Below are 23,548 nucleotides of genomic sequence, written 5' to 3' on the forward strand. Positions count from 1 at the left end.
CCCTCAATCTCATTGTTGCTGTTATTTACAATTTAAGCAACTCCGAGATATCTATCTGCACGGATCGCATCATAGTGATGGATGGGTTCATCACTATTTCTTTATATGGAATTAGAACAATTTTTGACCAGGATTAGTACGCAGCCTTCTGGGTATCGGCTATTCTTGTGATTAATTTTTCATTCTTTAACTGATTTTTTATCAGACGAATAACAGGTAGTCATACATGTCTAAGCTAGTTTTAGTTTTAAACTGCGGTAGTTCTTCTCTTAAATTTGCCGTTGTTGATGCCGAGAACGGCGACGAGCACTTATCAGGTCTTGCTGAGTGTCTTCACCTTCCTGAAGCTCGCATCAAGTGGAAACTTGATGGCAAGCACGAAGCTCAACTAGGCAATGGTGCAGCTCACGAAGAAGCACTAGCGTTTATGGTAGAAACTATTCTTGCTTCTAAGCCAGAGCTTAAAGCTAACCTAGGCGCAATCGGTCACCGTATCGTTCACGGCGGCGAGCAGTTCACTCAATCTGCACTAATCACTGATGAAGTTCTAAAAGGTATTCAAGACGCTGCAACATTTGCACCTCTTCACAACCCTGCTCACATCATCGGTATCGAAGCGGCTAAGAAAAACTTCCCAGAGCTGAAAAACGTTGCTGTATTTGACACTGCGTTCCACCAAACTATGCCTGAAGAGTCTTACCTATACGCTCTTCCATACAACCTATACAAAGAACACGGTATCCGTCGTTACGGCATGCACGGTACTTCTCACTTGTTCATCACTCGTGAAGTTGCTGGCCTACTAAACAAACCAGTTGAAGAAGTAAACATCATCAACTGTCACCTAGGTAACGGCGCGTCTGTATGTGCAATCAAGAACGGTCAATCTGTAGACACTTCTATGGGTCTTACTCCACTTGAAGGTCTAGTAATGGGTACTCGCTGTGGCGACATCGACCCTGCGATCATCTTCCACCTACACGACGCTCTAGGTTACTCTGTTGATCAAATCAACACGATGCTAACTAAAGAGTCTGGTCTTCAAGGTCTAACTGAAGTGACTTCTGATTGTCGTTTCGTTGAAGACAACTACGGTGAGAAAGAAGAAGCAACACGCGCAATGGACGTGTTCTGCCACCGTCTAGCTAAGTACGTAGCTGGCTACACTGCTTCAATGGACGGCCGTCTAGACGCAATCACTTTCACTGGCGGTATCGGCGAGAACTCTGGCCCTATCCGTGAAATGGTTCTAAACCGTCTTGGCATCTTCGGTATCGAAGTAGATAGCGAAGCTAACCTTAAAGCTCGCTTCGGCGGCGAAGGCGTTATCACGACTGAAAACAGCCGTATCCCTGCAATGGTTATCTCTACTAACGAAGAGCTAGTCATCGCTGAAGACACTGCACGCCTGACAGGTCTTTAATTGAATTACTGGCTAGCCACTCGGCTAGCCAGATTTTCATTCAAACGAATTTCTTAGGGGCTCAACTCCTATTCTTCGAGCTTCATGGAATAAGAGTTGAGCTTTTATCCCCCAAATAGCTAAAGGTACTCTACGAATGTCTCGTACTATTATGCTTATCCCTACTAGCGCAGGCGTTGGCCTAACAAGCGTTAGCATGGGTGTTCTTCGCGCTATGGAGCGTAAAGGCGTTAAAGTTTCTTTCTACAAGCCAATCTGTCAGCCACGTTCAGGTGGTGATCAGCCAGATCTGACTTCAACTATCGTTGGCCACAACAGCGATATGAAGATCGGTGAACCAATGGCGATGTCTGTTGCTGAAAGCCTAATCGGTAACGACAACATGGACGAGCTGCTAGAAACCGTTGTTGAACGTTACAACCAAATCAACAAAGACGCAGACGTTACGCTAATCGAAGGTCTTGTACCTACTCGTAAGCACCCATTTGCAAACCAAGTAAACGCGGAAATCGCGGCAACACTTGGTGCAGAAATCGTGCTAGTTGCTACTCCAGGTACTGATAACCCAGCGCAACTGAAAGAGCGTATCGAAGTAGCATGTTCTAACTTCGGCGGCACTAAGAACAAAAACATCTCTGGCGTTATCATCAACAAGCTAAACGCTCCTGTTGACGAAGCTGGCCGTACTCGCCCTGACCTATCTGAAATCTTTGACGATGCAGATAGCGCGAAACAAAACGAATTGAAAGTGATGGAAATCTTCAACACTTCTCCAATTCGTGTACTAGGTTGCGTGCCATGGAGCATTGATCTGATTGCGACTCGTGCAATCGACATGGCTAAGCACCTGAAAGCAGATATCATCAACGAAGGTGACATCAACACTCGTCGCATCAAGAGCATCACTTTCTGTGCACGTTCTCTGCCAAACATGATTGAGCATTTCAAACCTGGCTCTCTACTTGTTACTTCTGCAGACCGTCCTGATGTTATCGTTGCTGCTTCTCTTGCTGCAATGAACGGTGTGGATATTGGTGCTGTACTGCTAACTGGCGGTTACGACATCCCTCGCGAAATCGAAGGTCTATGTAAACCAGCGTTCGACACTGGTCTACCTATCTTCAAAGCACAAGGTAACACTTGGCAGACATCTCTAAACCTACAGAGCTTCAGCATCGAAGTACCTGCAGACGATAAAGAGCGTATCGAGTTCATCAACGAGCACGTTGCTGGTCACATCGACGGTAACTGGATCGAGTCAATGACTGAAGGTACTCAGAAGTCTCGTCGTCTAAGCCCACCAGCGTTCCGTTACCAGCTAACTGAACTTGCTCGTAAAGCAGGCAAGCGTATCGTTCTTCCAGAAGGTGACGAACCTCGTACTGTTAAAGCGGCAGCAATCTGTGCTGAACGCGGTATTGCAGACTGTGTGCTTCTAGGTAACCCAGATGAAATCCGTCGCGTAGCAGCTCAACAAGGCGTTGAGCTAGGTACTGGCGTAACCATCATCGATGCCGATGCTGTTCGTGAAAACTACGTTGCTCGTCTAGTTGAGCTGCGCGGTGCGAAAGGCATGACTGAAGTTGTGGCTCGTGAGAAGCTACAAGATTCAGTATTCCTAGGCACAATGATGCTTGAGAACGACGAAGTTGACGGCCTAGTTTCTGGTGCTGTTCATACTACGGCGAACACTATCGTTCCTCCGTTCCAAATCATCAAGACTGCACCAAATGCGTCTATCGTATCTTCAGTATTCTTCATGCTTCTGCCTGATCAAGTACTGGTTTACGGTGACTGTGCGATCAACCCAGATCCAACCGCTGAACAGCTTGCTGAAATCGCTATCCAATCTGCTGACTCTGCAGCAGCATTCGGTATCGACCCTCGCGTTGCTATGATCTCTTACTCTACTGGTGAATCTGGTAAGGGTGCAGACGTTGATAAAGTACGTGAAGCAACTCGCATCGCGAAAGAGAAGCGTCCTGATCTAGTGATCGACGGTCCTCTACAGTACGACGCAGCTATCATGGAAAACGTGGCAGCGTCTAAAGCGCCTAACTCTCCAGTAGCAGGTAAAGCGACAGTATTCGTATTCCCAGACCTAAACACGGGTAACACAACTTACAAAGCGGTACAACGTTCAGCTGACCTAGTTTCTATCGGTCCAATGCTGCAAGGTATGCGCAAGCCTGTAAACGACTTGTCTCGTGGCGCGCTAGTAGACGATATCGTGTACACAATCGCTCTAACAGCAATCCAAGCAGACCAAGAAGCTAAATAATCGCTTCTGACATCTAGTTGGACAACTATCCAAAGCCCTCGATTCGTCGAGGGCTTTTTCTATTGTTGGCCACACAGCAAAGAGGCTATGAGCAATAGTACTAATACGCTCTTACGAATACAGCGCCATAAATACCCCAGCCCCAACCACAACACAACCTGTCATCACTGGTGCGATTCGGTGCCAAAGCTTCTTATCCCCTATCGCGATGACCATCCCCATTTTCACAATGGTATTAACCGAAGCGGCGATCAAAATGCCTAACGCAGCAGTGGTCACGCTTAATGTTTGCGTACTTTGACGTCCGAGGGTTAACGAGATCGCATCAACGTCAGTAATCCCTGATAAAGCAGAAAGGATCAACACACCCGCGTTGCCGAACCAGTCAGACAAAGCATGAGCAAGCAGCATAATCACCGCCAACACGAGGCCAAAGAACAGTGCCGACTGCAAAGCAAGAGGGTTCGTTTGCTTATTTGATTGCTCAATCTGCTCAACTTCACTTCTGCGCCAAATCCACCATGCCGGAATGTACAGCGCAACCATCATCGCCATCACAATTGGCCAAAGAAGTTTCACTAATTGTGGATTGATAACGGACAGTACGATAAGTAAACGAGGGAACATGGTTCCGCAGCTCAGAAGAATACCACTAGCGAGTAACGGGCTGATGCTCGCTTGCTCACGAGAAAGATGGGAAAACTGCAACGTTAATGCTGTCGAAGAGCTAAGCCCCGCAAATACAGACGTAAACAAAATACCTCGCTTCGCCCCGCCGATTTTTATCGCAAAATAACCGACAAAAGAGATACTAGCGATCAACACAACCATCCACCAAATCTCATACGGGTTAAGTGCATTCCAAGGGCCGTAAGATTGATTTGGTAACAGGGGTAACATGACTATCGAGATAAGTAATAAACGCAGTGCTGCGTCTAACTCATACTCTTGCAGTTTTTGTAGCGCTTGATGTAGCTCTCTTTTGTTATCAAGCACCACCGCGGTAATAACGGCCGCTGCTGCAGCCAAAACAGCCTCACCCGACACGGCAAGGTTACCCAGAACAAACACCACCATGATACTAACCACACCAGTGATGCTCACATCTCCGCTCTTTTTCTGCTGTATAACAAAAGCGATGCAAGTGAGGATGACTAAAGCGATAAACGCAAAACCAATGAGTAAAGGTGTATAGATGTTGGCGAGAATGCCAACTAAACCACCGAGTAAACCGACTAAAGAAAAAGTACGAATGCCCGCGACACGACTGCCTTCTACGCTATTGCGCATCACCCAGCCACGTTGGGTGCCAACAATTGCCCCCAGTAATAGAGCAATAAGCAGATTCCAAATTAGATGCTCGCCACTGACAAACTCATTGATATCCATGCATCACCCCCGTTAAAAAGCGGTTGTTATATCATTAGTTTATTTGAATATGGGTAAGAAGCTGTGACGATGAGAGGATAATCAGAAAATGGCCCCGGCTCCCGGCTTACCATTGCGTCTTATAATTTCATTATTCTTTTACCTACCACCAAAACGTAATAGAACGAAGCGATCCTCCCTGTTCAATTTATCAGCATTATTTACATTTCAACTGAACTTTCTTACTCGAACTACGTAAAGAAAATGGACTGCTATTAAGCAAACTCACACATAAGTAAGGAATACATATGAACAACTCCATCAACAACTCACTGCTAAAGCTTGGTTTAGCTGCAATTCTGTTCAGTTTTTCTTCATTCAGCTTTTCTGCCCCAAGTATTAAAGGCGTTGATCAAGATATGACCGGAGGAACAGTAACCGCAAAAATGGCTCATGCTGACGACAACGGATGGATGGTCGTCCACCGAACAGACGAATCAATGAAGCCTGGCCCTGTTATCGGCTATGCCCCACTAAAGATGGGACAGAATGAGAACGTGAATGCAATTTTGATGGAACCGGTTGAGTCTGGCGACATGCTGATGCTAATGGTCCACGGAGAAAAAGGGGGAATGAAGAGTGGCGTATTTGAATATACACTAGGAGCCAAAGAAGATGGCCCTGTAAAAGTCGACGGAAAACTAGTGATGGACGTCGTACGCGCTAAGTAAGACGTACGCACACTTAAAAGTCACTCTCCTACTCCTAGTATTTAGTTGGCATAAAAGTACTTAACGACATTGCTAACCGTTAAGTACTTTTTCATTTCTGATAGAGGCAGCAAACTAGCTAATTATTTCTCTTCCATGAGGAGAGTTTAAGTCTAAATCAGGCCCTTTGGGTACGACTTGCGTCGGGTTAATACCAGTGTGGCTGAAATAATAGTGACGTTTAATATGGTAGAAATCCGTGGTTTCTTCGACGCCTTCGACTTGATACAACTCTTTTAAGTATCCTTGAATATTTTCGTAGTCTGCGATGCGCTGCTTGTTACATTTGAAGTGACCCACATACACGACATCGAAACGGATCAGAGTCGTAAACAAACGCCAATCAGCCTCAGTAATAGTATTCCCCGCTAAATAACGATGCGTCGCTAGGTGCGAATCGATTTTATCTAGCGCAGCGAATAAAGAATCGAATGCTTCTTCATATGCCTCTTGCGTGGTCGCAAAACCACAACGATACACTCCATTGTTGACGTTTGGATAAACAAAATCGTTCCACTCGTCAATAACATGCTTTAACTGTTCTGGATAATAGTCATCGTGGTTTCCTGTTAACTCATTGAACTCCGAGTTAAACATACGAATAATTTCTGACGACTCATTCGACACGATCGTATTGGTCTTTTTATCCCAAAGCACAGGCACAGTTACACGGCCTGTGTAATCTGGTTTGGCCTGCGTGTAGATTTGGTGCATACGAGTGTGACCAAATAGTGGCTCAGGAAGCCCCATTTGCCAGCCTTGGCTTAACATATCAGGGCAAACAACCGTGACATCAATATGGGGTTCTAAGCCTTTCAGCTTGCGGAAGATGAGCGTTCGGTGTGCCCAAGGACAAGCAAGAGAGACATACAAATGGTATCGACCAGACTCTGGTTTAAACTCCGCATCAGGTTCGTTTTTAACCCAGTTACGGAATCCTGCATCTTCACGCACAAATTTGCCACCATTTGATTTTGTGTCATACCAGACGTCATGCCAAACACCTTCGACCAACTTACCCATGATTGCGCTCCTCTCATTCTGTTTATGTCTATATTAGCGTTTCCTATCAAACAGAAAATCACTGAACTTAGGACATCATGTTCAAGAAATTCGAATGTATAAATCAGATGCATAAAAAAAGCGCGACCCGATGAAGGTGTCGCGCTTAAGCCCGTCACAGGCTGAATTTATACACTAACGTGCAAACAAGATACCGCGTGAACGTCGTTACCTTGAATCGTTGGCTTCGTCTTCGCACACTCTTCGGTTGCTTGTGGGCAACGAGTGCGGAACACACAACCCGATGGTGGGCTGATCGGCGAAGGAAGGTCGCCTTCCAGCATTTGGATTTTCTTACTGCGTTCAATGTTCGGGTCCGGAATCGGAACCGCTGACATCAATGCGCGTGTATATGGGTGCTTAGGATCAGCAAACAGCGCCTCCGCCTCACCGAGCTCGACAGCATTACCCAAGTACATGACCAAAACACGATCTGAGATATGTTTAACCACTGACAAGTCATGCGCAATGAATACCAGAGAAAGGCCTAGTTCTTTTTGAATCTCTTTAAGCAGGTTAACAACCTGAGCTTGAATAGATACATCAAGCGCCGATACGGGTTCATCACAGATGATCATCTTAGGCTTAAGGATAAGCGCACGCGCAATACCGATACGCTGGCACTGACCACCCGAGAACTCGTGCGGATAACGGTTGATCACATTTGGTAGTAGACCCACTTTCGCCATCATCTCTTTAACGCGGTCTTTCACTTCCTGCTTAGACAGTTCTGGGTAGAACGTTTCAAGAGGCTCAGCAATAATGTCGCCAACCGTCATACGTGGGTTAAGAGAAGCCAAAGGATCTTGGAAAATCATTTGGATTTCTTTACGCGTTTCACGACGTTGGACGTCTTTCATCTTAGTTAGATCTTGACCCAACCAAACTACTTCGCCATCCGTCGCTTCAACAAGACCGATGATGGCGCGCGCAAACGTCGATTTACCACAACCTGACTCGCCTACTACACCAAGTGTTTCCCCTTCGTATAGTCGAACGTTCACCCCATCAACCGCTTTTAGGCTTGAAGGCTTTGACCACGGCCATGCCGATTTTGACGCAATGCTGAAGTGAACTTTCAGCTCTGAAATGTCCAGAATTAGCTTTTTATCTACTGCGTTCATTTGTTCCAAGCCTCCCATTCAGAAAAACATGCGCGCTGACGGCCATCACCAAATGGAGTCAGAATTGGCGCTTCACGCTTACAACGATCCATCACTCGGTGACAACGCTCTTGATAAGGGCAGCCCGGTGGTAGACGAAGCAAGTTTGGTGGATTACCAGGAATGGTTGGCAGAATTTCACCTTCCGTATCAAGGCGAGGGATCGCTTTCAACAGACCCTCTGCATAAGGGTGGCTTGGATTATAGAAGATTTCGTTTACGTTGCCGTACTCCATCGTACGACCTGCATACATCACCAACACTTTGTCACACGAACCTGCAACAACACCAAGGTCGTGCGTGATCATGATGATCGCCGTGTTGAACTCGTCTTTAAGCTCATTAAGCAGGTCCATGATCTGTGCTTGAACCGTCACATCAAGTGCTGTTGTTGGCTCATCGGCAATAAGCAGTTTAGGACGACATAACAACGCCATCGCGATCATTACACGTTGACGCATACCGCCTGAAAACTCATGCGGGTACATCGTGATACGCTTACGCGCTTCAGGGATTTTCACCGCTTCCAGCATGCGTACTGATTCTTCAAATGCTTCCGCTTTGCCCATGCCTTTATGCAGCATAAGCACTTCCATCAACTGGTCACTTACCTTCATGTAAGGGTTCAGCGATGTCATTGGGTCTTGGAAGATCATTGCGATCTGTTCAGCGCGAACTTTGTTCAGTTCTTTTTCTGGTAAGTTTAAGATTTCTTTGCCTTCAAACTTTGCGCTACCAGAGATAATACCGTTTTTAGCCAAAAGGCCCATGATTGCGAATACGGTTTGAGATTTACCTGATCCCGATTCTCCAACGATACCTAAGGTTTCGCCTTGGTTGAGAGAGAAGTTCAAATCGTTTACTGCGGTTACGATACCATCTTGCGTGGTGAATTCGACGCGCAGATCTTTGACATCTAATAAGCTCATCATTGCTTCCTTAATCTTATCTTTTAATTATCTGTCTTTTGGATCCAGCGCATCGCGCAGGCCGTCACCAACGTAGTTGAAGCAGAATAGCGTCACAACCATGAACACGGCTGGGAATGCCAGCTGCCAGATTGCCACTTCCATTGTCTGTGCACCTTCTTGTAGAAGCGCGCCCCAACTTGTCATCGGTTCCTGAACACCAAGACCAAGGAATGATAGGAATGACTCCGTCAGGATCATGCTCGGGATAAGTAGCGTAGAGTAAACCGCTACGATACCCAGTACATTCGGCACGATATGACGAGTGATAATTTTCCAGTTGCTAACACCACACACATGTGCAGCTTCGATGAACTCTTTGCTACGTAAGCTGAGTGTCTGACCACGTACGATACGCGCCATATCTAGCCATGCGATAGCACCAATCGCGACAAAGATCAGCATGATGTTACGACCGAAGAATGTCACAAGTACGATAACTAGGAACATAAACGGTACCGCGTACAAAATTTCTAGAATACGCATCATCACACGGTCAACTTTACCGCCGATAAAACCAGATGCTGCGCCATAGAGCGTACCAATCAGTACGGCTACAAATGCGCCCATAACACCCACCATCAACGAAATACGACCCCCAATTAGCGTACGCACGTATAAATCACGGCCTAGGCTGTCAGTACCAAACCAATGGTCAGCATTCGGTGCAACGTGCATCGCGTACCAGTCAGTATCATCAAAGGTGTGCGGTGCGATCATTGGCAGAATAATCACCGCCAACGTCATTAGAACAAGAAGGAATAAGCTCACCATTGCCGCTTTGTTGCGCATAAAACGGATACGAGCATCTTGCCAAAGACTGCGACCTTCAATCTCCAAGTTTTCGGAGAACTTCTCAATCGCTTCTAGGTTTTCTTTTTTCGTTAACATAACCAAACGTCCCTGTTAGTAGCGAATTTTCGGGTCAATCATTGCAAGTAGAATATCGACAATCGCGTTGAATAAAATGAATAGGAAACCAATCAGGATGGTTACACCCATTACTAGCGAGTAGTCACGGTTAAACGCAGCGTTAACGAATAGCTTACCAATACCTGGTAGACCAAAAATGGTTTCGATAACAACGGAACCGGTGATGATACCTACGAAAGCAGGACCCATGTAAGAAACAACAGGGAGAAGTGCCGGCTTAAGAGCGTGTTTGATAATGATATAACGGTAACTTAGACCTTTAGCACGAGCCGTACGAATAAAGTTACTGTTTAGGGTTTCGATCATCGAACCACGCGTAATACGAGCGAAGGTTGCAACATACAGTAGTGACATACCAATGACAGGAAGCACTAAATACTGCCAGCTACCATCTTGCCAACCGCCCGCAGGGAAGATATTCCAGTGAAGCGAGAATAGATAGATAAGCGCAGGTGCCAATACAAAAGAAGGCATTACCACGCCGAGCATCGCTGTCGACATGATGGTGTAATCAATCCAAGTATTCTGCTTGAGCGCAGCAATGGTACCGACGGTAACCCCCATAATCAGGGTAAAGATAAAGGCGATGAAGCCCACTTTAGCCGAAACCGGTAAGGCAACCGCGATCAGCTCGTTAACCGAGTAATCAAGGTATTTAAATGACGGTCCGAAATCCCCTTGGATAACATTGGTCAAATACGTGGTGTATTGTTCAAATACAGGTTTATCTAAGCCATATTTAGCTTCGATATTTGCCATTACTTCGGGTGGCAATGGACGCTCTGTCGAGAAAGGGTTTCCCGGTGCAAAGCGCATAAGAAAGAAAGATACGGTGATCAAAACCAACATTGTTGGGATCGCCTCAAATATCCTTTTTGCGATGAATTTAAGCATAAACTCACTCTTTCAGTCTGTGACAGTTAAATTAAAGACGTCGTCCAATTCTTTTGGACTAAAGATAGGCGCTACATGCAATTTCTCACATGTAGAGCCTCATTTTTATAGTTCTATCGAGTTACGAATTACTCTGTGATGTAGAGATCTTTAGAGTAAATCTTGTCTTCCGCGTTATTGACTGGGAAGCCACCAACTTTCGGTGATAGTAGACGTGATTTCACGTACTGGTAGATAGGTGCGATTGGCATATCTTTTGCCATCAACTTCTCTGCTTCTAGGTAAAGCGCTTGACGCTCTTCGTCAGAAGTTGAAGCAAATGCTTTGTTCATGATTGCATCGTACTCTTTGCTGTCGTAGTGAATACCACCAGTAGTGTTATTACTCATCATCAGCGTTAGGAAAGATGAAGCTTCGTTGTAGTCGCCACACCAACCTGCACGAGCAACCTCAAAGTTGCCAGAATCTTTGGTAGATAGGTAAGTTTTCCACTCTTGGTTTTCTAGCGTAACGTCTAGACCAAGCGTCTTCTTCCACATTGAACCCAGTGCAACCGCAAGTTTCTTGTGGTTCTCTGACGTGTTGTATAGAAGGTTAAATTCAAGAGGGTTGTCTGCGCCGTAACCCGCTTCTTCCAATAGACGCGCCGCTTCAGCGTTACGCTCTTCTTGCGTCATTTTGCCGTATGCAGGGATTTCTGGGTTGAAACCCGCCGTGATTTCAGGCGTTAGGAAATAAGCTGGCTTTTGACCCTGTGCTAGGATCGCATCAGTCACGATATTACGGTCAATCGCATAAGAAATCGCTTTACGTACGCGAACATCATCAAACGGCTTTTTCTTCGTGTTGAAGATGTAGTAGTAAGTACACAAGTTACCCGATACAGACACGTCTTCTGGATGCTCTTGCTTCAAACGCTTGAAGTGCTCTGTAGGCAGTTCATTCGTGAAGTCGATTTCACCTGCTAGGAAGCGGTTCATTTCCGCTACTTGGTTTTCGATTGGTAGGAAAGTAACTTGATCAAGCGTCGTGTTTTCGTTGTCCCAGTATTGTTCGTTACGTTTTAGAACTAAACGCTCGTTTACAACCCAGTTGTCAACAACATAAGCACCGTTACCTACAAAGTTCTCAGGCTTCGTCCATTGATCGCCGAACTTTTCAACGGTTGCTTGGTGAACAGGCTTCACTGTTGTGTGGCCCATCATCATCACAAAGTATGGTACAGCAGTGTCTAGCTCAACCACTAACGTGTGGTCGTCAACCGCTTTAACACCCAACTCACTCTTGTCTTTTTTACCCGCAACAATGTCTTTTGCGTTCTTCATCTTGGTGTATTCCATGTACCAAGCGTATGGAGAAGCGGTTGCTGGGTCGACTGCGCGTTGGAAGCTGTATACAAAATCACCTGCAGTAACAGGATCACCGTTAGACCATTTTGCGTCTTCACGTAGGTGGAAAGTGTATGTTTTGTTGTCTTCAGTTTCCCAAGATTCTGCAACACCAGGGATAGTGTTACCGTCCGCATCTTGGTTTACTAGGCCTTCAAGAAGATCGCGAATCACGTGGGATTCTGGAACACCTTGAGATTTATGAGGGTCTATTGTCGCAACTTCTGTACCGTTACCACGCACCAATTCTTGAACAGCAGCAAGTTTTGGCTCTTTAGAATCAGATTTAGCTTCAGGGGCTGGAGCCGGAGCAGGCTCAGCAGCTTGTTTCTCTGCAGGCTTTTCGCCACAACCAGCTAAAGCGAGAGAAAGACCAGCACCAATAAATAAAGCGCGCGTGATTTTATTCTTATACATGCGTAAAACTCCAAATTTTTTCGTTAGCATCCATGACTTCTTTGTAAGGGCCTGGAACGGTCAGAGTTTTAGATTTTTTTAGTGCGTTTTCTGAGCACAAAAGCCTAAAACCTTACAAAGACTGCGGCACACATTAGCAATCATTGAAGTAATTTGCCATAAAAATGTAGCAAAAAAACCAATAATCCTGACTAAACCACACATATCTAGCAGTAAACTCTAATCAAAAAGTATTCACCAGCCAAATGGAGACCAGAAGCGACATTCCACAGACAAAACTTTCGATTAATCTACATTTAAACCATTTGATAGCATCTTATGCTAGATATTTACATATTATTTAACATTTATGACAAATGAAGTCTAACAAATAATTGTTTATATATTGGGCTAAAAACTTTTATTGTGAAGAATATCACCAGAGCGAGTACGGGTTGTGTTGAAGTCAAATGAGCAGAATTATGAAGATAAGTACAAAAAAAGCTAAGTGCCATTGACACTTAGCTTTTTTCACTAGAATGAGGAGTGGGTTCTATTTTTCCCAACGCTGCGCAGCTTGGTGATCAGTATCGCGCGACTCAATCCAACGATCTTCACTCGTCGTGCGTTCTTTCTTCCAAAATGGTGCTTTGGTTTTCAAGTAGTCCATAATGAACTCGCAAGCATCAAATGCTGCTCCACGGTGTGCACTTGAAACACCAACAAAGACGATTTGATCACCGCTATCCATGTCACCAACGCGATGAATCACACGTACGCCCAATAATGGCCAACGTGATTCAGCTTGATCGCAAATGTCGCTCAAGCTCTTCTCAGTCATGCCTGGGTAGTGTTYCAAGTGCAAACCAACAACATTATCGCCAAGGTTCATATCTCGAACTTTACCAATGAATGTTACGACAGCACCAGCAGCCGTACCTTCGGATAAACGTTGATATTCGTGATCAACGGAAAAGTCTTCAACTTGTACAGAGACGCGTGGGTCCATCTTAACCTCCGGTTACCGGTGGGAAAAATGCAACTTCATCCCCCGCTTTTACTTCGGTATCAAGTGGGACAATAGATTGATTAACAGCAGCAAGTAGCTTTCCTGGCTCTAAAGCCAAATCCCACTTACCATTTTTATCAGCGCCCTCTTCCACGAGATGTGCGCGAATCGCTTCAACCGTTTCAAATTGATCATCTAATTCGACACTGTCGATACCAATCAGCTCACGAGTCTGAGCAAAAAAAAGTACTTTAATCATGATTCCGCCTTGAAGTGTCCAGATTTTCCACCCGTCTTTTCTAGGAGACGAACTTGACCGATAACCATGTCTTTTTGCACCGCTTTACACATATCGTAAATCGTCAGTGCAGCAACAGAAGCCGCCGTGAGCGCTTCCATTTCTACGCCCGTTTTACCTGCAAGCTTACAAACAGATTCAATACGAACTTTGTTTTCTGACTCAATAGCCTCCAACTGAACTTCGACTTTAGAAAGCAACAGAGGATGACAAAGTGGAATCAAATCCCACGTTTTCTTTGCAGCTTGGATACCAGCAATTCGAGCCGTCGCGAACACATCACCTTTATGATGCTGACCGGAAACAATCAGTTGCAAGGTTTCTGGGGCCATGTGAACAAATGCTTCTGCACGTGCTTCACGAACCGTTTCAGCTTTTGCAGACACGTCGACCATGTTAGCTTCGCCAGACGCGTTGATATGGGTAAATTGAGTCATTGTTTTTCCTTCGCTTTTAGGAAAGGTTATACAGATAGGTGCGGCATGAAGTTACAAGGGCGATGGCTTGCATCTAACTGCTGCTTGATGATCTTCGTCCAGCCAGTGCGGCACGCGCCTGTTGAACCAGGCATAGCGAAGATAACTGTATGGTTAGCAAAACCTGCAATTGCACGCGATTGGATCGTTGACGTACCAATTTCTTCGTAAGACACCATGCGGAATAACTCACCAAAACCTTCTACTTCTTTATCAAACAGAGGCTTCAGCGCTTCTGGCGTGCTGTCACGTGACGTGAACCCTGTACCACCAGTAATCATGATCGCTTGGACATTGTCGTCCGCAATCCACTGAGAAACAATTGCGCGAATTTTGTACATGTCATCAATAACAATTTGCTTATCGACAACATTGTGACCCGCTTCTTGAGCGTGTTCAACAAGGTAGCGACCAGAGGTATCGTTTTCTTCGGTACGAGTGTCAGATACCGTTAGAACGGCAATATTTGCAGGTTGAAATTTGCTTTCAGCGTGACCCATGTGTTCACCTATTCTCTTTTAACTTTGATACGTTTGGTATCGATTCTAGAAAAGCGAGGGAAAGCTAGCCTATAAATAAGCTTTCCCTACAAAATTTGAGTTGATTTAGCCGCCGATAGACGCCAGATGTGGCGTCATACCCGTATTACCATCGTGCAAGAAGTGGCTCACCGACTTAGTTTGTAACTGCGCTTGGATGCGTTCAATAAGCTCGCTTTCTTGCTCATCACGTTCCAATAGATCACGCAGTTCTACACCGTGGTCTCCAAACAAACACAGATGCAGCTTACCCATCGCAGAGACGCGTAGTCGGTTGCAGCTCTCACAAAAGTCTTTTTCATAAGGCATGATCAGGCCAATTTCACCCTTGTAATCTGGATGAACAAACACTTGCGCGGGGCCGTCATTATGAGAGCGCACTTTAAGCAGCCAACCGTTTGCAATCAACTGATTACGAATTGCTACGCCGGACACATGATGCTTATTGAATAAATCATCCATCTCACCCGTTTGCATCAACTCGATGAAGCGCAGTTGGATTGGACGATCTTTTATCCAGTTGAGAAACGCTGGCAGTTCTTGATGGTTAAGATCTTTCATCAAAACCACATTAACTTTGACTTGCTCATAACCAACTTCAAACGCACGCTCGATACCATTCATCACCTCAGTGAACTTATTTTCACCCGTGATTTGATGGAACATACGCGGATCAAGGCTGTCCACGCTAACGTTGATGTGAGTTAAGCCCGCTTCACGCCAGTCTGCGACTTGCTTCGCCATGCGGTAACCATTGGTCGTCGTTGCAACTTTTTGGATACCAGGCGTCGTCGCCACTGAGTGGATAATGTCGGTAAAATCTTTGCGTAAACTTGGTTCACCGCCAGTAATGCGCACTTTTGACGTGCCACAATCAGCAAACGCTTTTACGACCCGTTTGATTTCAGGAAGAGATAAAAAAGACGAGTTTTTATTGCCCGAAGGCTTATAGCCATCAGGAAGGCAATAGGTACATTTGAAATTACATACGTCGGTCACAGACAGACGCAAGTAATAGAACTTACGATGAAATTTGTCTTCGAATTGTTGCGCCACGGAACACCTTTCCAAACACGGGAGGCATGGCCATTTCCAATCATGCCCTTGTGACAGTACGCCACTGGCTCAAAACGCTTATCCTCGGACTTAGCAATAGTGAGCTCGGAGTTATGGCAACCAGAGATATGAAACCTCTGATAGCTTTGCGGTGTAAAATACTTAATATTTGTACTGGAATCCAGACTTGAGTGATAAAAAACTCTCTAGAGACACAATTTACCGCTAAGTGAGTACCTTTCAAGCACTCCTTGAGATAAATTGTAGCCGTTTTTTACAAGATTATTAGAAGAACGTAATGAATATCTACACGGATAAAAAAGTGGTCGCTGTTGGCGGTGGTCATGGCTTAGGTCGAATGTTGGCCGCACTACGGGATTTTGGCGGCAATGCAACTGGCATTGTCGCCACAACAGACAATGGTGGCTCAACAGGAAGAATTCGTCACTGCCAAGGTGGAATCGCCTGGGGCGACACACGGAACTGCATTAATCAGCTGATCACAGAGCCGTCGATCAGTTCAATGATGTTTGAATATCGCTTCAAAGGTACTGGCGAGCTTGATGGTCATAACCTCGGTAACTTGATGCTTACGGCGCTCGATAACTTATCGGTCAGACCGTTAGATGCCATCAATCTGATTCGAAACATGTTAAAAGTCGACGTTAACATTCTTCCTATGTCTGAACACCCTTCCGATCTTTCCGCGTTATCTGTGGATGGGAAGTGGGTCACGGGAGAAACGAATGTAGACGAGATGAACACCGATTTACGCCGTCTCGATCTATCACCAGAAGTCCCTGCAACTAAAGAAGCAGTAACTGCACTGGCAGAGGCAGACGCTATTATTCTTGGTCCTGGCAGCTTTTTAACCAGCATCATGCCTCCTTTGCTGTTGCCTGAGCTCGGCAAAGCCATTGCCGCCAATGAGAAAGCAAAAGTCATTTTCGTTGCCAACTTGAGCCCGGAGTACGGCCCAGCCGGACGAATGACCATGGCACAAAAATTAGAATGGTGTGAGCGTGCCTGCCAAGGTAGGAAGATAGACGTGGTTCTAGCAGAGGAAACCGAGCAAGAAGTATTGAGCCAGTGGAATGTAGTGACGGAATCGTTAGCTTCGTCGAACCGAGATTGGCGTCACGACCGAGATAAACTCAAGCTCGCTATTGAAAGCCAGCTAAGGCTTTCAATTTAAAAAAGCCCTCTAAAGCTAGGGGATAGCTTCAAGTTTACTCGCTGTCAGCAATGAAAAAACCCTTCACTCAAGTGAAGGGTTTTGTGTAAGAGCCTCATTAGAACAGCGCATTACTGCTGCCAATCACGGTAAGCGTCGCGTGTTTCATGCAAAAGATCGAACATCGTTTTTAACTCGTCTGACTCTTCAGCTAACTCACCTGCTTTGGCTTTTTTATCTATCGACATCGCCAATTGACAAAGACGGTCTGCTCCAAAGCTCGCTGCGCTGCTTTTTAACGCGTGACTGATTTCTTTTAGGTAACGTAATCGCTCTGTCCCTTGAAACTGAGATAAATTCTCGATGTAGGTATCCATCTCCCCCAAGAAAATATCGAGTAAAACAGGAACATTGTCACTGCCAATCTCCATCGACAGTTCATCGATTTTTTGCTGATTTAATACATTCACACTCATACTTTTTGCCGCTCTTCCTTGCCATTCCAAGCCTGTAACTTGCGGTAAATCGTCGACGGACTGACATCAAGGTATCCCGCCGCTCGGGGGATATTGCCATCACACGCTTCAATCGCTTGCTCTATCGCCATTTTTTCTGTCATCCACAACGGCATAATCTCAGACGCAGTCATCACTTTCGGCTCAATGAATTTCGCCACAGAAGACGGACGGTCAAGCGGTTGATTCAACGGTGGCGGTAACATATCCAACGTGATTTCTTTACCGTTGTTTAAAACAACGATATTGCGCAGCACGTTTTGTAACTGACGAACGTTGCCTGGCCACTCATAGCTATTAAATCGGTCGATTACATCAGGCGCAAAACGCACGAAGCTTTTTCCTTCTTCGTGCGACATATAGCCTAACAGTGAGTATGCAATTTCAATGACATCTTCACCTCGTTCACGTAAAGGCGGCAAATGCAAAGGAATGACATACAAACGATAGTACAAATCTTCACGGAATCGACCTTCTTGTACCTCTTTCCATGGGTCACGGTTAGTTGCACAAACAAAGCGAACATCCACGCTCTTCATTTTTGAAGAGCCCACTTTTTGGAACGTGCCGGTTTGAATAAATCGTAGCAATTTGGTTTGCAAATCTAAGTCCATCTCACACAGTTCATCAAGGAAAAGTGTGCCACCATCCGCTAATTCCGCTGCCCCCTGACGATCATTTGCTGCGCCGGTAAAAGCACCTTTCACGTGACCAAACAGTTCACTCTCAATCAAATCTTTTGGAATTGCAGCACAGTTAATCGCAATAAAAGGCTTGTCACCACGCTTGCTTGCCGCATGGATTGCCTCGGCGCATACCTCTTTACCCGTACCACTTTCACCAGTGATGAAGATGCTCGCTTTACTGCTCGCTGCTGAATCAATCGTACGGTAGACCTGTTGCATAGTTTGGCTGCTGCCAATAAAGCCTTGATAACTTTGATTACCCGGGTTATCAGCCTCGTTTTTTAACTTAGTCGCTTTACGAATCGCATTGTTAACCGTGACACGTAAGCGGTCAGCTTCACACGGTTTGATCAAAAAGTCTTGAGAGCCATGACGCATTGCTTCTACCGCGGTATCGATAGAACCGTGAGCGGTCATAAAAATAATAGGTACGTCTGGATGACTCTTTTTAACAGCGTGTAAAACGTCCATCCCCGTCATATCTGGCAGACGAAGATCGAGCAGAATAAGATCTGGAATTCTATGGTTGAGACTTTCAATGGCATCCCTACCTGTACCGACAATATTGATATCTATACCAAGCGGTGTCAGGTATGAGCGGTACAGTGCCGCAACAGATGCGGTATCCTCAACCATTAAAAGGTAACGAGATTTAGGACCTTCAGATTTTTGTTGCATAACCTAGCTAATATTTTGTTGTGTTTTAAACAATAATCGCATTACGCTTTGCATTTTGCAAATAACATTAGCTAAATTATGGGTAAGAGAAAGGATTCAAAAATAATATCAATTATTTAAAAAATGGCATAAACCATGCTGATAGTTTAGTGACCCCTCGGGTCACCTAGCCAACTGACGTTGTTAGTGAACGAGATGTTCACAAAACAAGCCAATAGACCCGACTGCCTATTGGCTTCTTTTTTTCTGCAAGCAATCTAAAACACTTGGCTAAGCTAGATCATTAAGCTTATTTTTAACTATTTGCGATGAACTGCGCTCTTAGTTTTTCAATCTCGTCACGCTTTTGCGCCGCCAATTCAAACTCTAAATCTTGCGCGTGCTGATACATTGCCGCCTCAAGTCGACTGATTTCTTTTTCCAACTGCTGAGGAGACATGACCTCGTATGTTTGCGAAGGCTCCGCCACTTTCGACAACGGTACCTGTTTAGTATTACGCTGACGTTTAGACTTGGTAATATCGCCCAATTCCATAATATCTTTGATATTTCGTTTGAGCGCTTGCGGCGAAATGCCCATTTCTTCGTTGTACGCTTTCTGCTTCTCGCGGCGGCGGTTGGTTTCATCCATCGCCTTTTTCATGGAGTTGGTGATTCGGTCAGCATACAAGATCGCCTTACCTTCAAGATTTCGCGCAGCACGACCAATGGTCTGAATCAGTGAACGCTCGGAGCGCAAGAAGCCCTCTTTATCTGCATCCAATATTGCAACCAGCGAAACTTCAGGCATGTCCAAGCCTTCTCGTAGCAAGTTAATTCCCACCAGCACGTCAAACTCGCCAAGACGAAGATCACGGATGATCTCCACACGTTCTACGGTGTCAATATCTGAGTGTAAGTAACGTACCCTAACATCATGTTCGTGCAAGTACTCGGTGAGATCTTCGGCCATCCGTTTGGTCAATGTTGTCACTAGAACTCGCTCATCTTTAGCAGAACGGAGGCGAATTTCAGACAACAAGTCGTCTACTTGGGTCGCTACTGGGCGAACTTCCAATTCTGGGTCAAGCAAGCCTGTTGGACGAACAACTTGATCCGCTACATCGCCTGAAGATTTTTCTAGTTCATAATTTCCTGGCGTCGCAGAGACAAAAATCGTCTGCGGTGCTAACGCTTCAAACTCTTCAAACTTGAGCGGACGATTATCTAACGCAGAAGGTAAGCGAAAACCAAACTCCACTAGCGTTTCTTTACGAGAGCGGTCACCTTTATACATGGCACCAATCTGCGGCACAGTCACGTGGGATTCATCGATGATCAACAAACCGTCATGAGGCAAGTAATCAAACAATGTCGGTGGCGGCTCGCCTTCCGATCGTCCGCTGAGATAGCGAGAATAGTTTTCGATACCTGAGCAAAAACCTAACTCATTCATCATCTCGATATCGAATTGAGTCCGCTGGCTAATACGCTGTTCTTCCAGTAGCTTGTTGTTGTCTAGAAGCTGTTTTTTGCGTACTTCTAATTCAACCTTAATATTTTCAATCGCTTCAAGAATACGATCTCTTGGTGTCACGTAGTGCGTCTTAGGATAAATGGTGTAGCGTGGTAAATCTCGCTGTTTCACCACACCAGTCAATGGATCAAAAACACTGATGCAGTCAATTTCATCATCAAACATTTCGACACGAACTGCGTCTTGGTCAGATTCCGCTGGAAAGATATCAATCACTTCGCCACGAACCCGAAACTGTCCTCGCTCAAATGCCACGTCATTTCTTGAATATTGTAGCTCTGCCAAACGTCGTAGCATGTCCCGTTGATCAATCACGTCACCACGACGTAAATGCAACATCATTTGCAAGTAAGATTCTGGGTCACCCAAACCATAGATAGCAGAAACAGACGCAACGATAATCGCGTCTTTACGTTCCAATAGTGCTTTCGTTGCGGAAAGGCGCATTTGCTCTATGTGAGCGTTAACTGATGCGTCTTTTTCAATGAAAGTATCCGTCGTCGGGACATAAGCTTCAGGCTGGTAGTAATCGTAGTAGGAAACAAAGTATTCCACCGCATTATTGGGAAAGAATGATTTCATCTCGCCATATAATTGCGCTGCGAGCGTTTTGTTTGGAGCAAGTAATATTGCAGGTCGCTGGGCTTGAGCGATAACATTCGCTAGTGTGAACGTTTTACCCGATCCCGTTACCCCCAATAGTGTTTGATGTGCCAGTCCAGCATCGAGCCCCTCAAGCAGCTGCTTGATCGCTCCCGGCTGGTCACCCGATGGCTGATAATCGGAGACCAATTCATAGACTTTACTCATACCCTTCCTCAACTTTACTGCGCTTTGGCTGTATATATATACACCTTAGCCAATGAAATCTACGTCTATCGAAAATTTACCCACCATTGTTAATAAATTTTCTTGTTTGTCTAGAATGCTGTAGCCATACAAAACCTACTCTGATATAGTATTTCGCCCTAGCTGAAGAGCCACACCCATTCTTCACATTGCAGTTTCCACAACTTTTCCCCAAAAATTGGCCTAAACACTCTTTATCCCCAAAAGCTAGATTTTTATCCACCTTGAATACATTTTGCTTAACATCAATAAATCTATGTTTTAATTGCATATTCTCTGTATAGCTCTGATTAAAAATTCACCAAATAAAAACCAGGTTGCATATAAAAGATCTTTACTCAGATCTCATCAACATAGTTATCCACAAAATTAGTGGATAAGTAACCTCACCCCTTTGCTGACAAGCAGTACAGAAAAGTAAAGCCCTTCCCTCAATATTTTTTGCTAAAAATGTATTTTTTTACTGTTGACAGTAGTTTGGCTGCTCGGTAAGATTCGTCCCGCTTTCAAGCAAAGCAATTCCTCCTTAGCTCAGTTGGTAGAGCGACGGACTGTTAATCCGCAGGTCGCTGGTTCGAGCCCAGCAGGAGGAGCCAAATTCCAGAAAAGCCGTGTCGCAAGACACGGCTTTTTTCGTTTTGAAATAAAAAACTTCTTTCACCATCAATATCTCAAGTGACGACTTAAAATTACTCGCTAAATGTCATTCCCGCCTTCTGAGCAAAAGATTCTTTGAGGAAAGACAGCACCAGCGTCTTTGTAAAATCCATTCAGCAAGCTGTTCAATTTCTTATTGATTCATCAAAATACCTCACATAGACGACTATTTTTCCATCGTGTATGTAAAACCACATCGTTCACTGGTTGTTATTGGTGTCACAAAACACGATAATATCAAGATCGGATTTTAAGAACGTAATAACTATGACCGAATATGTTTTGTTGTTGGTCGGCACTGTGCTGGTGAACAACTTTGTACTGGTGAAGTTTTTGGGCCTCTGTCCTTTTATGGGTGTGTCCAAAAAACTGGAAACAGCAATAGGTATGGGCTTAGCAACAACTTTTGTGCTAACGCTCGCGTCAGTGTGTGCGTATTTAGTGGAAAGCTACATTCTTCGTCCACTGGGTATTGAGTACCTTCGAACCATGAGTTTTATTTTGGTGATAGCCGTTGTGGTGCAGTTCACCGAAATGGTTGTGCACAAAACAAGTCCAACACTTTATCGCTTGCTTGGTATTTTCTTACCGCTGATCACTACAAACTGCGCGGTATTAGGCGTCGCGCTTCTTAATATTAATGAGAACCATAACTTTATCGAATCGATTATCTACGGCTTCGGCGCCGCTGTTGGTTTCTCATTGGTGTTGATACTTTTTGCATCCATGCGTGAGCGCATAGCTGCCGCCGACGTACCAGTGCCTTTTAAAGGTGCATCGATTGCAATGATTACAGCGGGTTTAATGTCACTAGCCTTTATGGGCTTTACAGGTTTGGTGAAGTAAACAATGAGTACGATTTTAATTGCGATCATCGCGTTAGCGGTTCTTGCTGCGATTTTCGGCGCGATACTTGGTTTTGCTTCTATTCGCTTCAAAGTCGAGGCAGACCCAATTGTGGATCAAATCGACGCAATCTTACCTCAAACTCAATGCGGTCAATGTGGCTATCCTGGTTGCCGCCCTTATGCTGAAGCGATTGCAAATGGCGACCACATCAACAAATGTCCACCTGGCGGTCAGGCAACAATCGAAAAGCTCGCCGACTTAATGGGTGTTGAGCCAGAAGAATCTGCGCACGATCTCGACAGCAAAATTCCAACCGTTGCGTTTATCCATGAAGATATGTGCATTGGCTGTACTAAGTGTATTCAAGCGTGTCCAGTGGATGCAATTGTAGGCGGTACAAAAGCGGTCCATACCGTAATTAAAGACGAATGTACGGGGTGTGACTTATGTGTTGCACCATGTCCAACTGATTGTATTGAAATGATCCCTGTGGCAACCACCACGGAAAGCTGGAAGTGGCAACTTAACTCCATTCCAGTACTCAACATTACGGATGCTGCCGACGATGCAGCGAACGTGAAAGATTCAATTAAGTAAGGT

Annotated in this window: 21 protein-coding genes, 1 tRNA gene and 1 riboswitch; of the genes, 7 read left to right on the plus strand and 15 right to left on the minus strand. The window is 45.1% G+C overall.

The window, feature by feature from the left end; genetic code table 11:
- The first annotated feature begins 226 nt into the window (after positions 1 to 226).
- Together R2S67_RS08650 and pta are read left to right on the plus strand one after the other, a co-directional pair.
- Positions 227 to 1,423 carry an acetate kinase gene (locus R2S67_RS08650; protein WP_005396635.1) on the plus strand — a complete coding sequence of 399 codons (1,197 nt, stop codon included), beginning with the start codon at positions 227 to 229 and terminating at the stop codon, positions 1,421 to 1,423.
- Positions 1,424 to 1,559: 136 nt separating this feature from the next.
- A complete protein-coding gene (gene pta, locus R2S67_RS08655; RefSeq protein WP_005396636.1) occupies positions 1,560 to 3,704 on the plus strand; it encodes a phosphate acetyltransferase in 2,145 nt (714 codons plus the stop codon).
- Between the two features lie 111 nt (positions 3,705 to 3,815).
- Here the strand turns inward: pta and R2S67_RS08660 are convergent, their stop codons facing one another.
- Positions 3,816 to 5,093 carry an MgtC/SapB family protein gene (locus R2S67_RS08660; protein WP_134647354.1) on the minus strand — a complete coding sequence of 426 codons (1,278 nt, stop codon included), beginning with the start codon at positions 5,091 to 5,093 and terminating at the stop codon, positions 3,816 to 3,818.
- Positions 5,094 to 5,380: 287 nt separating this feature from the next.
- On the opposite strand from R2S67_RS08660, the gene R2S67_RS08665 reads away from it, so the two are divergent.
- Positions 5,381 to 5,803, plus strand: coding sequence for a hypothetical protein (locus R2S67_RS08665; protein WP_317343321.1), 423 nt, complete (start codon positions 5,381 to 5,383; stop codon positions 5,801 to 5,803).
- A 114-nt stretch (positions 5,804 to 5,917) separates the two neighbouring features.
- Here R2S67_RS08665 and R2S67_RS08670 read toward each other — a convergent pair whose 3' ends face one another.
- The 11 genes from R2S67_RS08670 to moaA form a co-directional block, all read right to left on the minus strand.
- Positions 5,918 to 6,865 (minus strand): glutathione S-transferase family protein, encoded by a 948-nt coding sequence (locus R2S67_RS08670; RefSeq protein WP_074191594.1) that lies wholly within the window; start codon positions 6,863 to 6,865, stop codon positions 5,918 to 5,920.
- Between the two features lie 167 nt (positions 6,866 to 7,032).
- On the minus strand, positions 7,033 to 8,046 hold the full coding sequence (gene oppF, locus R2S67_RS08675; protein ID WP_006742812.1) for a murein tripeptide/oligopeptide ABC transporter ATP binding protein OppF: 1,014 nt from the start codon (positions 8,044 to 8,046) through the stop codon (positions 7,033 to 7,035).
- Positions 8,025 to 8,996 (minus strand): ABC transporter ATP-binding protein, encoded by a 972-nt coding sequence (locus tag R2S67_RS08680; RefSeq protein WP_005396641.1) that lies wholly within the window; start codon positions 8,994 to 8,996, stop codon positions 8,025 to 8,027. Before R2S67_RS08680 ends, oppF begins: the two co-directional genes overlap by 22 nt.
- Before the next feature lie 27 nt (positions 8,997 to 9,023).
- Positions 9,024 to 9,926, minus strand: coding sequence for an oligopeptide ABC transporter permease OppC (gene oppC / locus R2S67_RS08685; protein WP_005396642.1), 903 nt, complete (start codon positions 9,924 to 9,926; stop codon positions 9,024 to 9,026).
- A gap of 15 nt (positions 9,927 to 9,941) precedes the next feature.
- Positions 9,942 to 10,862, minus strand: a complete 921-nt coding sequence (gene oppB, locus R2S67_RS08690) for an oligopeptide ABC transporter permease OppB (protein WP_006742810.1) — start codon at positions 10,860 to 10,862, stop codon at positions 9,942 to 9,944.
- 128 nt (positions 10,863 to 10,990) lie between these two features.
- Positions 10,991 to 12,667, minus strand: a complete 1,677-nt coding sequence (locus tag R2S67_RS08695; RefSeq protein WP_005396644.1) for an ABC transporter substrate-binding protein — start codon at positions 12,665 to 12,667, stop codon at positions 10,991 to 10,993.
- Between the two features lie 532 nt (positions 12,668 to 13,199).
- Complete coding sequence (moaE, locus tag R2S67_RS08700; RefSeq protein WP_317343322.1) at positions 13,200 to 13,655, minus strand: molybdopterin synthase catalytic subunit MoaE; 456 nt, start codon at positions 13,653 to 13,655, stop codon at positions 13,200 to 13,202.
- Between the two features lies 1 nt (position 13,656).
- Complete coding sequence (moaD, locus tag R2S67_RS08705; protein ID WP_005396646.1) at positions 13,657 to 13,914, minus strand: molybdopterin synthase sulfur carrier subunit; 258 nt, start codon at positions 13,912 to 13,914, stop codon at positions 13,657 to 13,659.
- A complete protein-coding gene (gene moaC, locus R2S67_RS08710) occupies positions 13,911 to 14,390 on the minus strand; it encodes a cyclic pyranopterin monophosphate synthase MoaC (RefSeq protein ID WP_005396647.1) in 480 nt (159 codons plus the stop codon). Before moaC ends, moaD begins: the two co-directional genes overlap by 4 nt.
- Positions 14,391 to 14,416: 26 nt before the next feature.
- Positions 14,417 to 14,929: a molybdenum cofactor biosynthesis protein B gene (gene moaB / locus R2S67_RS08715; protein WP_005396648.1), complete on the minus strand. Its 513-nt coding sequence runs from the start codon at positions 14,927 to 14,929 to the stop codon at positions 14,417 to 14,419.
- A gap of 105 nt (positions 14,930 to 15,034) precedes the next feature.
- On the minus strand, positions 15,035 to 16,024 hold the full coding sequence (moaA, locus tag R2S67_RS08720) for a GTP 3',8-cyclase MoaA (RefSeq protein WP_005396649.1): 990 nt from the start codon (positions 16,022 to 16,024) through the stop codon (positions 15,035 to 15,037).
- A riboswitch (molybdenum cofactor riboswitch) is annotated at positions 16,013 to 16,147 on the minus strand. It overlaps the preceding gene by 12 nt.
- 175 nt (positions 16,148 to 16,322) lie before the next feature.
- Here moaA and R2S67_RS08725 point away from each other — a divergent pair.
- Positions 16,323 to 17,219: a YvcK family protein gene (locus tag R2S67_RS08725; protein WP_074191595.1), complete on the plus strand. Its 897-nt coding sequence runs from the start codon at positions 16,323 to 16,325 to the stop codon at positions 17,217 to 17,219.
- A 110-nt stretch (positions 17,220 to 17,329) separates the two neighbouring features.
- Here R2S67_RS08725 and luxU read toward each other — a convergent pair whose 3' ends face one another.
- From luxU to uvrB, 3 genes are all read right to left on the minus strand, one after another.
- Positions 17,330 to 17,674, minus strand: coding sequence for a quorum-sensing phosphorelay protein LuxU (luxU, locus tag R2S67_RS08730; RefSeq protein ID WP_012841577.1), 345 nt, complete (start codon positions 17,672 to 17,674; stop codon positions 17,330 to 17,332).
- On the minus strand, positions 17,671 to 19,077 hold the full coding sequence (gene luxO, locus R2S67_RS08735) for a quorum-sensing sigma-54 dependent transcriptional regulator LuxO (protein ID WP_005396653.1): 1,407 nt from the start codon (positions 19,075 to 19,077) through the stop codon (positions 17,671 to 17,673). Before luxO ends, luxU begins: the two co-directional genes overlap by 4 nt.
- Before the next feature lie 295 nt (positions 19,078 to 19,372).
- A complete protein-coding gene (uvrB, locus tag R2S67_RS08740) occupies positions 19,373 to 21,403 on the minus strand; it encodes an excinuclease ABC subunit UvrB (protein ID WP_065646646.1) in 2,031 nt (676 codons plus the stop codon).
- Between the two features lie 559 nt (positions 21,404 to 21,962).
- Between uvrB and R2S67_RS08745 the strand changes: the two genes are divergently transcribed.
- The 3 genes from R2S67_RS08745 to rsxB all read left to right on the plus strand — a co-directional run bounded on the left by R2S67_RS08745 (position 21,963) and on the right by rsxB (position 23,545).
- Positions 21,963 to 22,038 (plus strand) — tRNA-Asn (locus tag R2S67_RS08745).
- A 328-nt stretch (positions 22,039 to 22,366) separates the two neighbouring features.
- Positions 22,367 to 22,945, plus strand: coding sequence for an electron transport complex subunit RsxA (gene rsxA, locus R2S67_RS08750; protein ID WP_005380762.1), 579 nt, complete (start codon positions 22,367 to 22,369; stop codon positions 22,943 to 22,945).
- Positions 22,946 to 22,948: 3 nt separating this feature from the next.
- Positions 22,949 to 23,545: an electron transport complex subunit RsxB gene (gene rsxB / locus R2S67_RS08755; RefSeq protein WP_005396655.1), complete on the plus strand. Its 597-nt coding sequence runs from the start codon at positions 22,949 to 22,951 to the stop codon at positions 23,543 to 23,545.
- Positions 23,546 to 23,548: the final 3 nt, after the last annotated feature.

The sequence above is a fragment of the Vibrio sp. T13N genome (genome assembly GCF_032970445.1).
Taxonomy (GTDB): Bacteria; Pseudomonadota; Gammaproteobacteria; order Enterobacterales; family Vibrionaceae; genus Vibrio; species Vibrio diabolicus.

What these genes read in the sequence shown, in the direction of transcription:
- R2S67_RS08650 (WP_005396635.1), top strand. Translation starts at nt 227, where the DNA reads ATGTCTAAGCTAGTTTTAGTTTTAAACTGCGGTAGTTCTTCTCTTAAA.
- pta (WP_005396636.1), top strand. Translation starts at nt 1,560, where the DNA reads ATGTCTCGTACTATTATGCTTATCCCTACTAGCGCAGGCGTTGGCCTA.
- R2S67_RS08660 (WP_134647354.1), bottom strand. Translation starts at nt 5,093, where the DNA reads ATGGATATCAATGAGTTTGTCAGTGGCGAGCATCTAATTTGGAATCTG.
- R2S67_RS08665 (WP_317343321.1), top strand. Translation starts at nt 5,381, where the DNA reads ATGAACAACTCCATCAACAACTCACTGCTAAAGCTTGGTTTAGCTGCA.
- R2S67_RS08670 (WP_074191594.1), bottom strand. Translation starts at nt 6,865, where the DNA reads ATGGGTAAGTTGGTCGAAGGTGTTTGGCATGACGTCTGGTATGACACA.
- oppF (WP_006742812.1), bottom strand. Translation starts at nt 8,046, where the DNA reads ATGGGAGGCTTGGAACAAATGAACGCAGTAGATAAAAAGCTAATTCTG.
- R2S67_RS08680 (WP_005396641.1), bottom strand. Translation starts at nt 8,996, where the DNA reads ATGAGCTTATTAGATGTCAAAGATCTGCGCGTCGAATTCACCACGCAA.
- oppC (WP_005396642.1), bottom strand. Translation starts at nt 9,926, where the DNA reads ATGTTAACGAAAAAAGAAAACCTAGAAGCGATTGAGAAGTTCTCCGAA.
- oppB (WP_006742810.1), bottom strand. Translation starts at nt 10,862, where the DNA reads ATGCTTAAATTCATCGCAAAAAGGATATTTGAGGCGATCCCAACAATG.
- R2S67_RS08695 (WP_005396644.1), bottom strand. Translation starts at nt 12,667, where the DNA reads ATGTATAAGAATAAAATCACGCGCGCTTTATTTATTGGTGCTGGTCTT.
- moaD (WP_005396646.1), bottom strand. Translation starts at nt 13,914, where the DNA reads ATGATTAAAGTACTTTTTTTTGCTCAGACTCGTGAGCTGATTGGTATC.
- moaC (WP_005396647.1), bottom strand. Translation starts at nt 14,390, where the DNA reads ATGACTCAATTTACCCATATCAACGCGTCTGGCGAAGCTAACATGGTC.
- moaB (WP_005396648.1), bottom strand. Translation starts at nt 14,929, where the DNA reads ATGGGTCACGCTGAAAGCAAATTTCAACCTGCAAATATTGCCGTTCTA.
- R2S67_RS08725 (WP_074191595.1), top strand. Translation starts at nt 16,323, where the DNA reads ATGAATATCTACACGGATAAAAAAGTGGTCGCTGTTGGCGGTGGTCAT.
- luxU (WP_012841577.1), bottom strand. Translation starts at nt 17,674, where the DNA reads ATGAGTGTGAATGTATTAAATCAGCAAAAAATCGATGAACTGTCGATG.
- luxO (WP_005396653.1), bottom strand. Translation starts at nt 19,077, where the DNA reads ATGCAACAAAAATCTGAAGGTCCTAAATCTCGTTACCTTTTAATGGTT.
- uvrB (WP_065646646.1), bottom strand. Translation starts at nt 21,403, where the DNA reads ATGAGTAAAGTCTATGAATTGGTCTCCGATTATCAGCCATCGGGTGAC.
- rsxA (WP_005380762.1), top strand. Translation starts at nt 22,367, where the DNA reads ATGACCGAATATGTTTTGTTGTTGGTCGGCACTGTGCTGGTGAACAAC.
- rsxB (WP_005396655.1), top strand. Translation starts at nt 22,949, where the DNA reads ATGAGTACGATTTTAATTGCGATCATCGCGTTAGCGGTTCTTGCTGCG.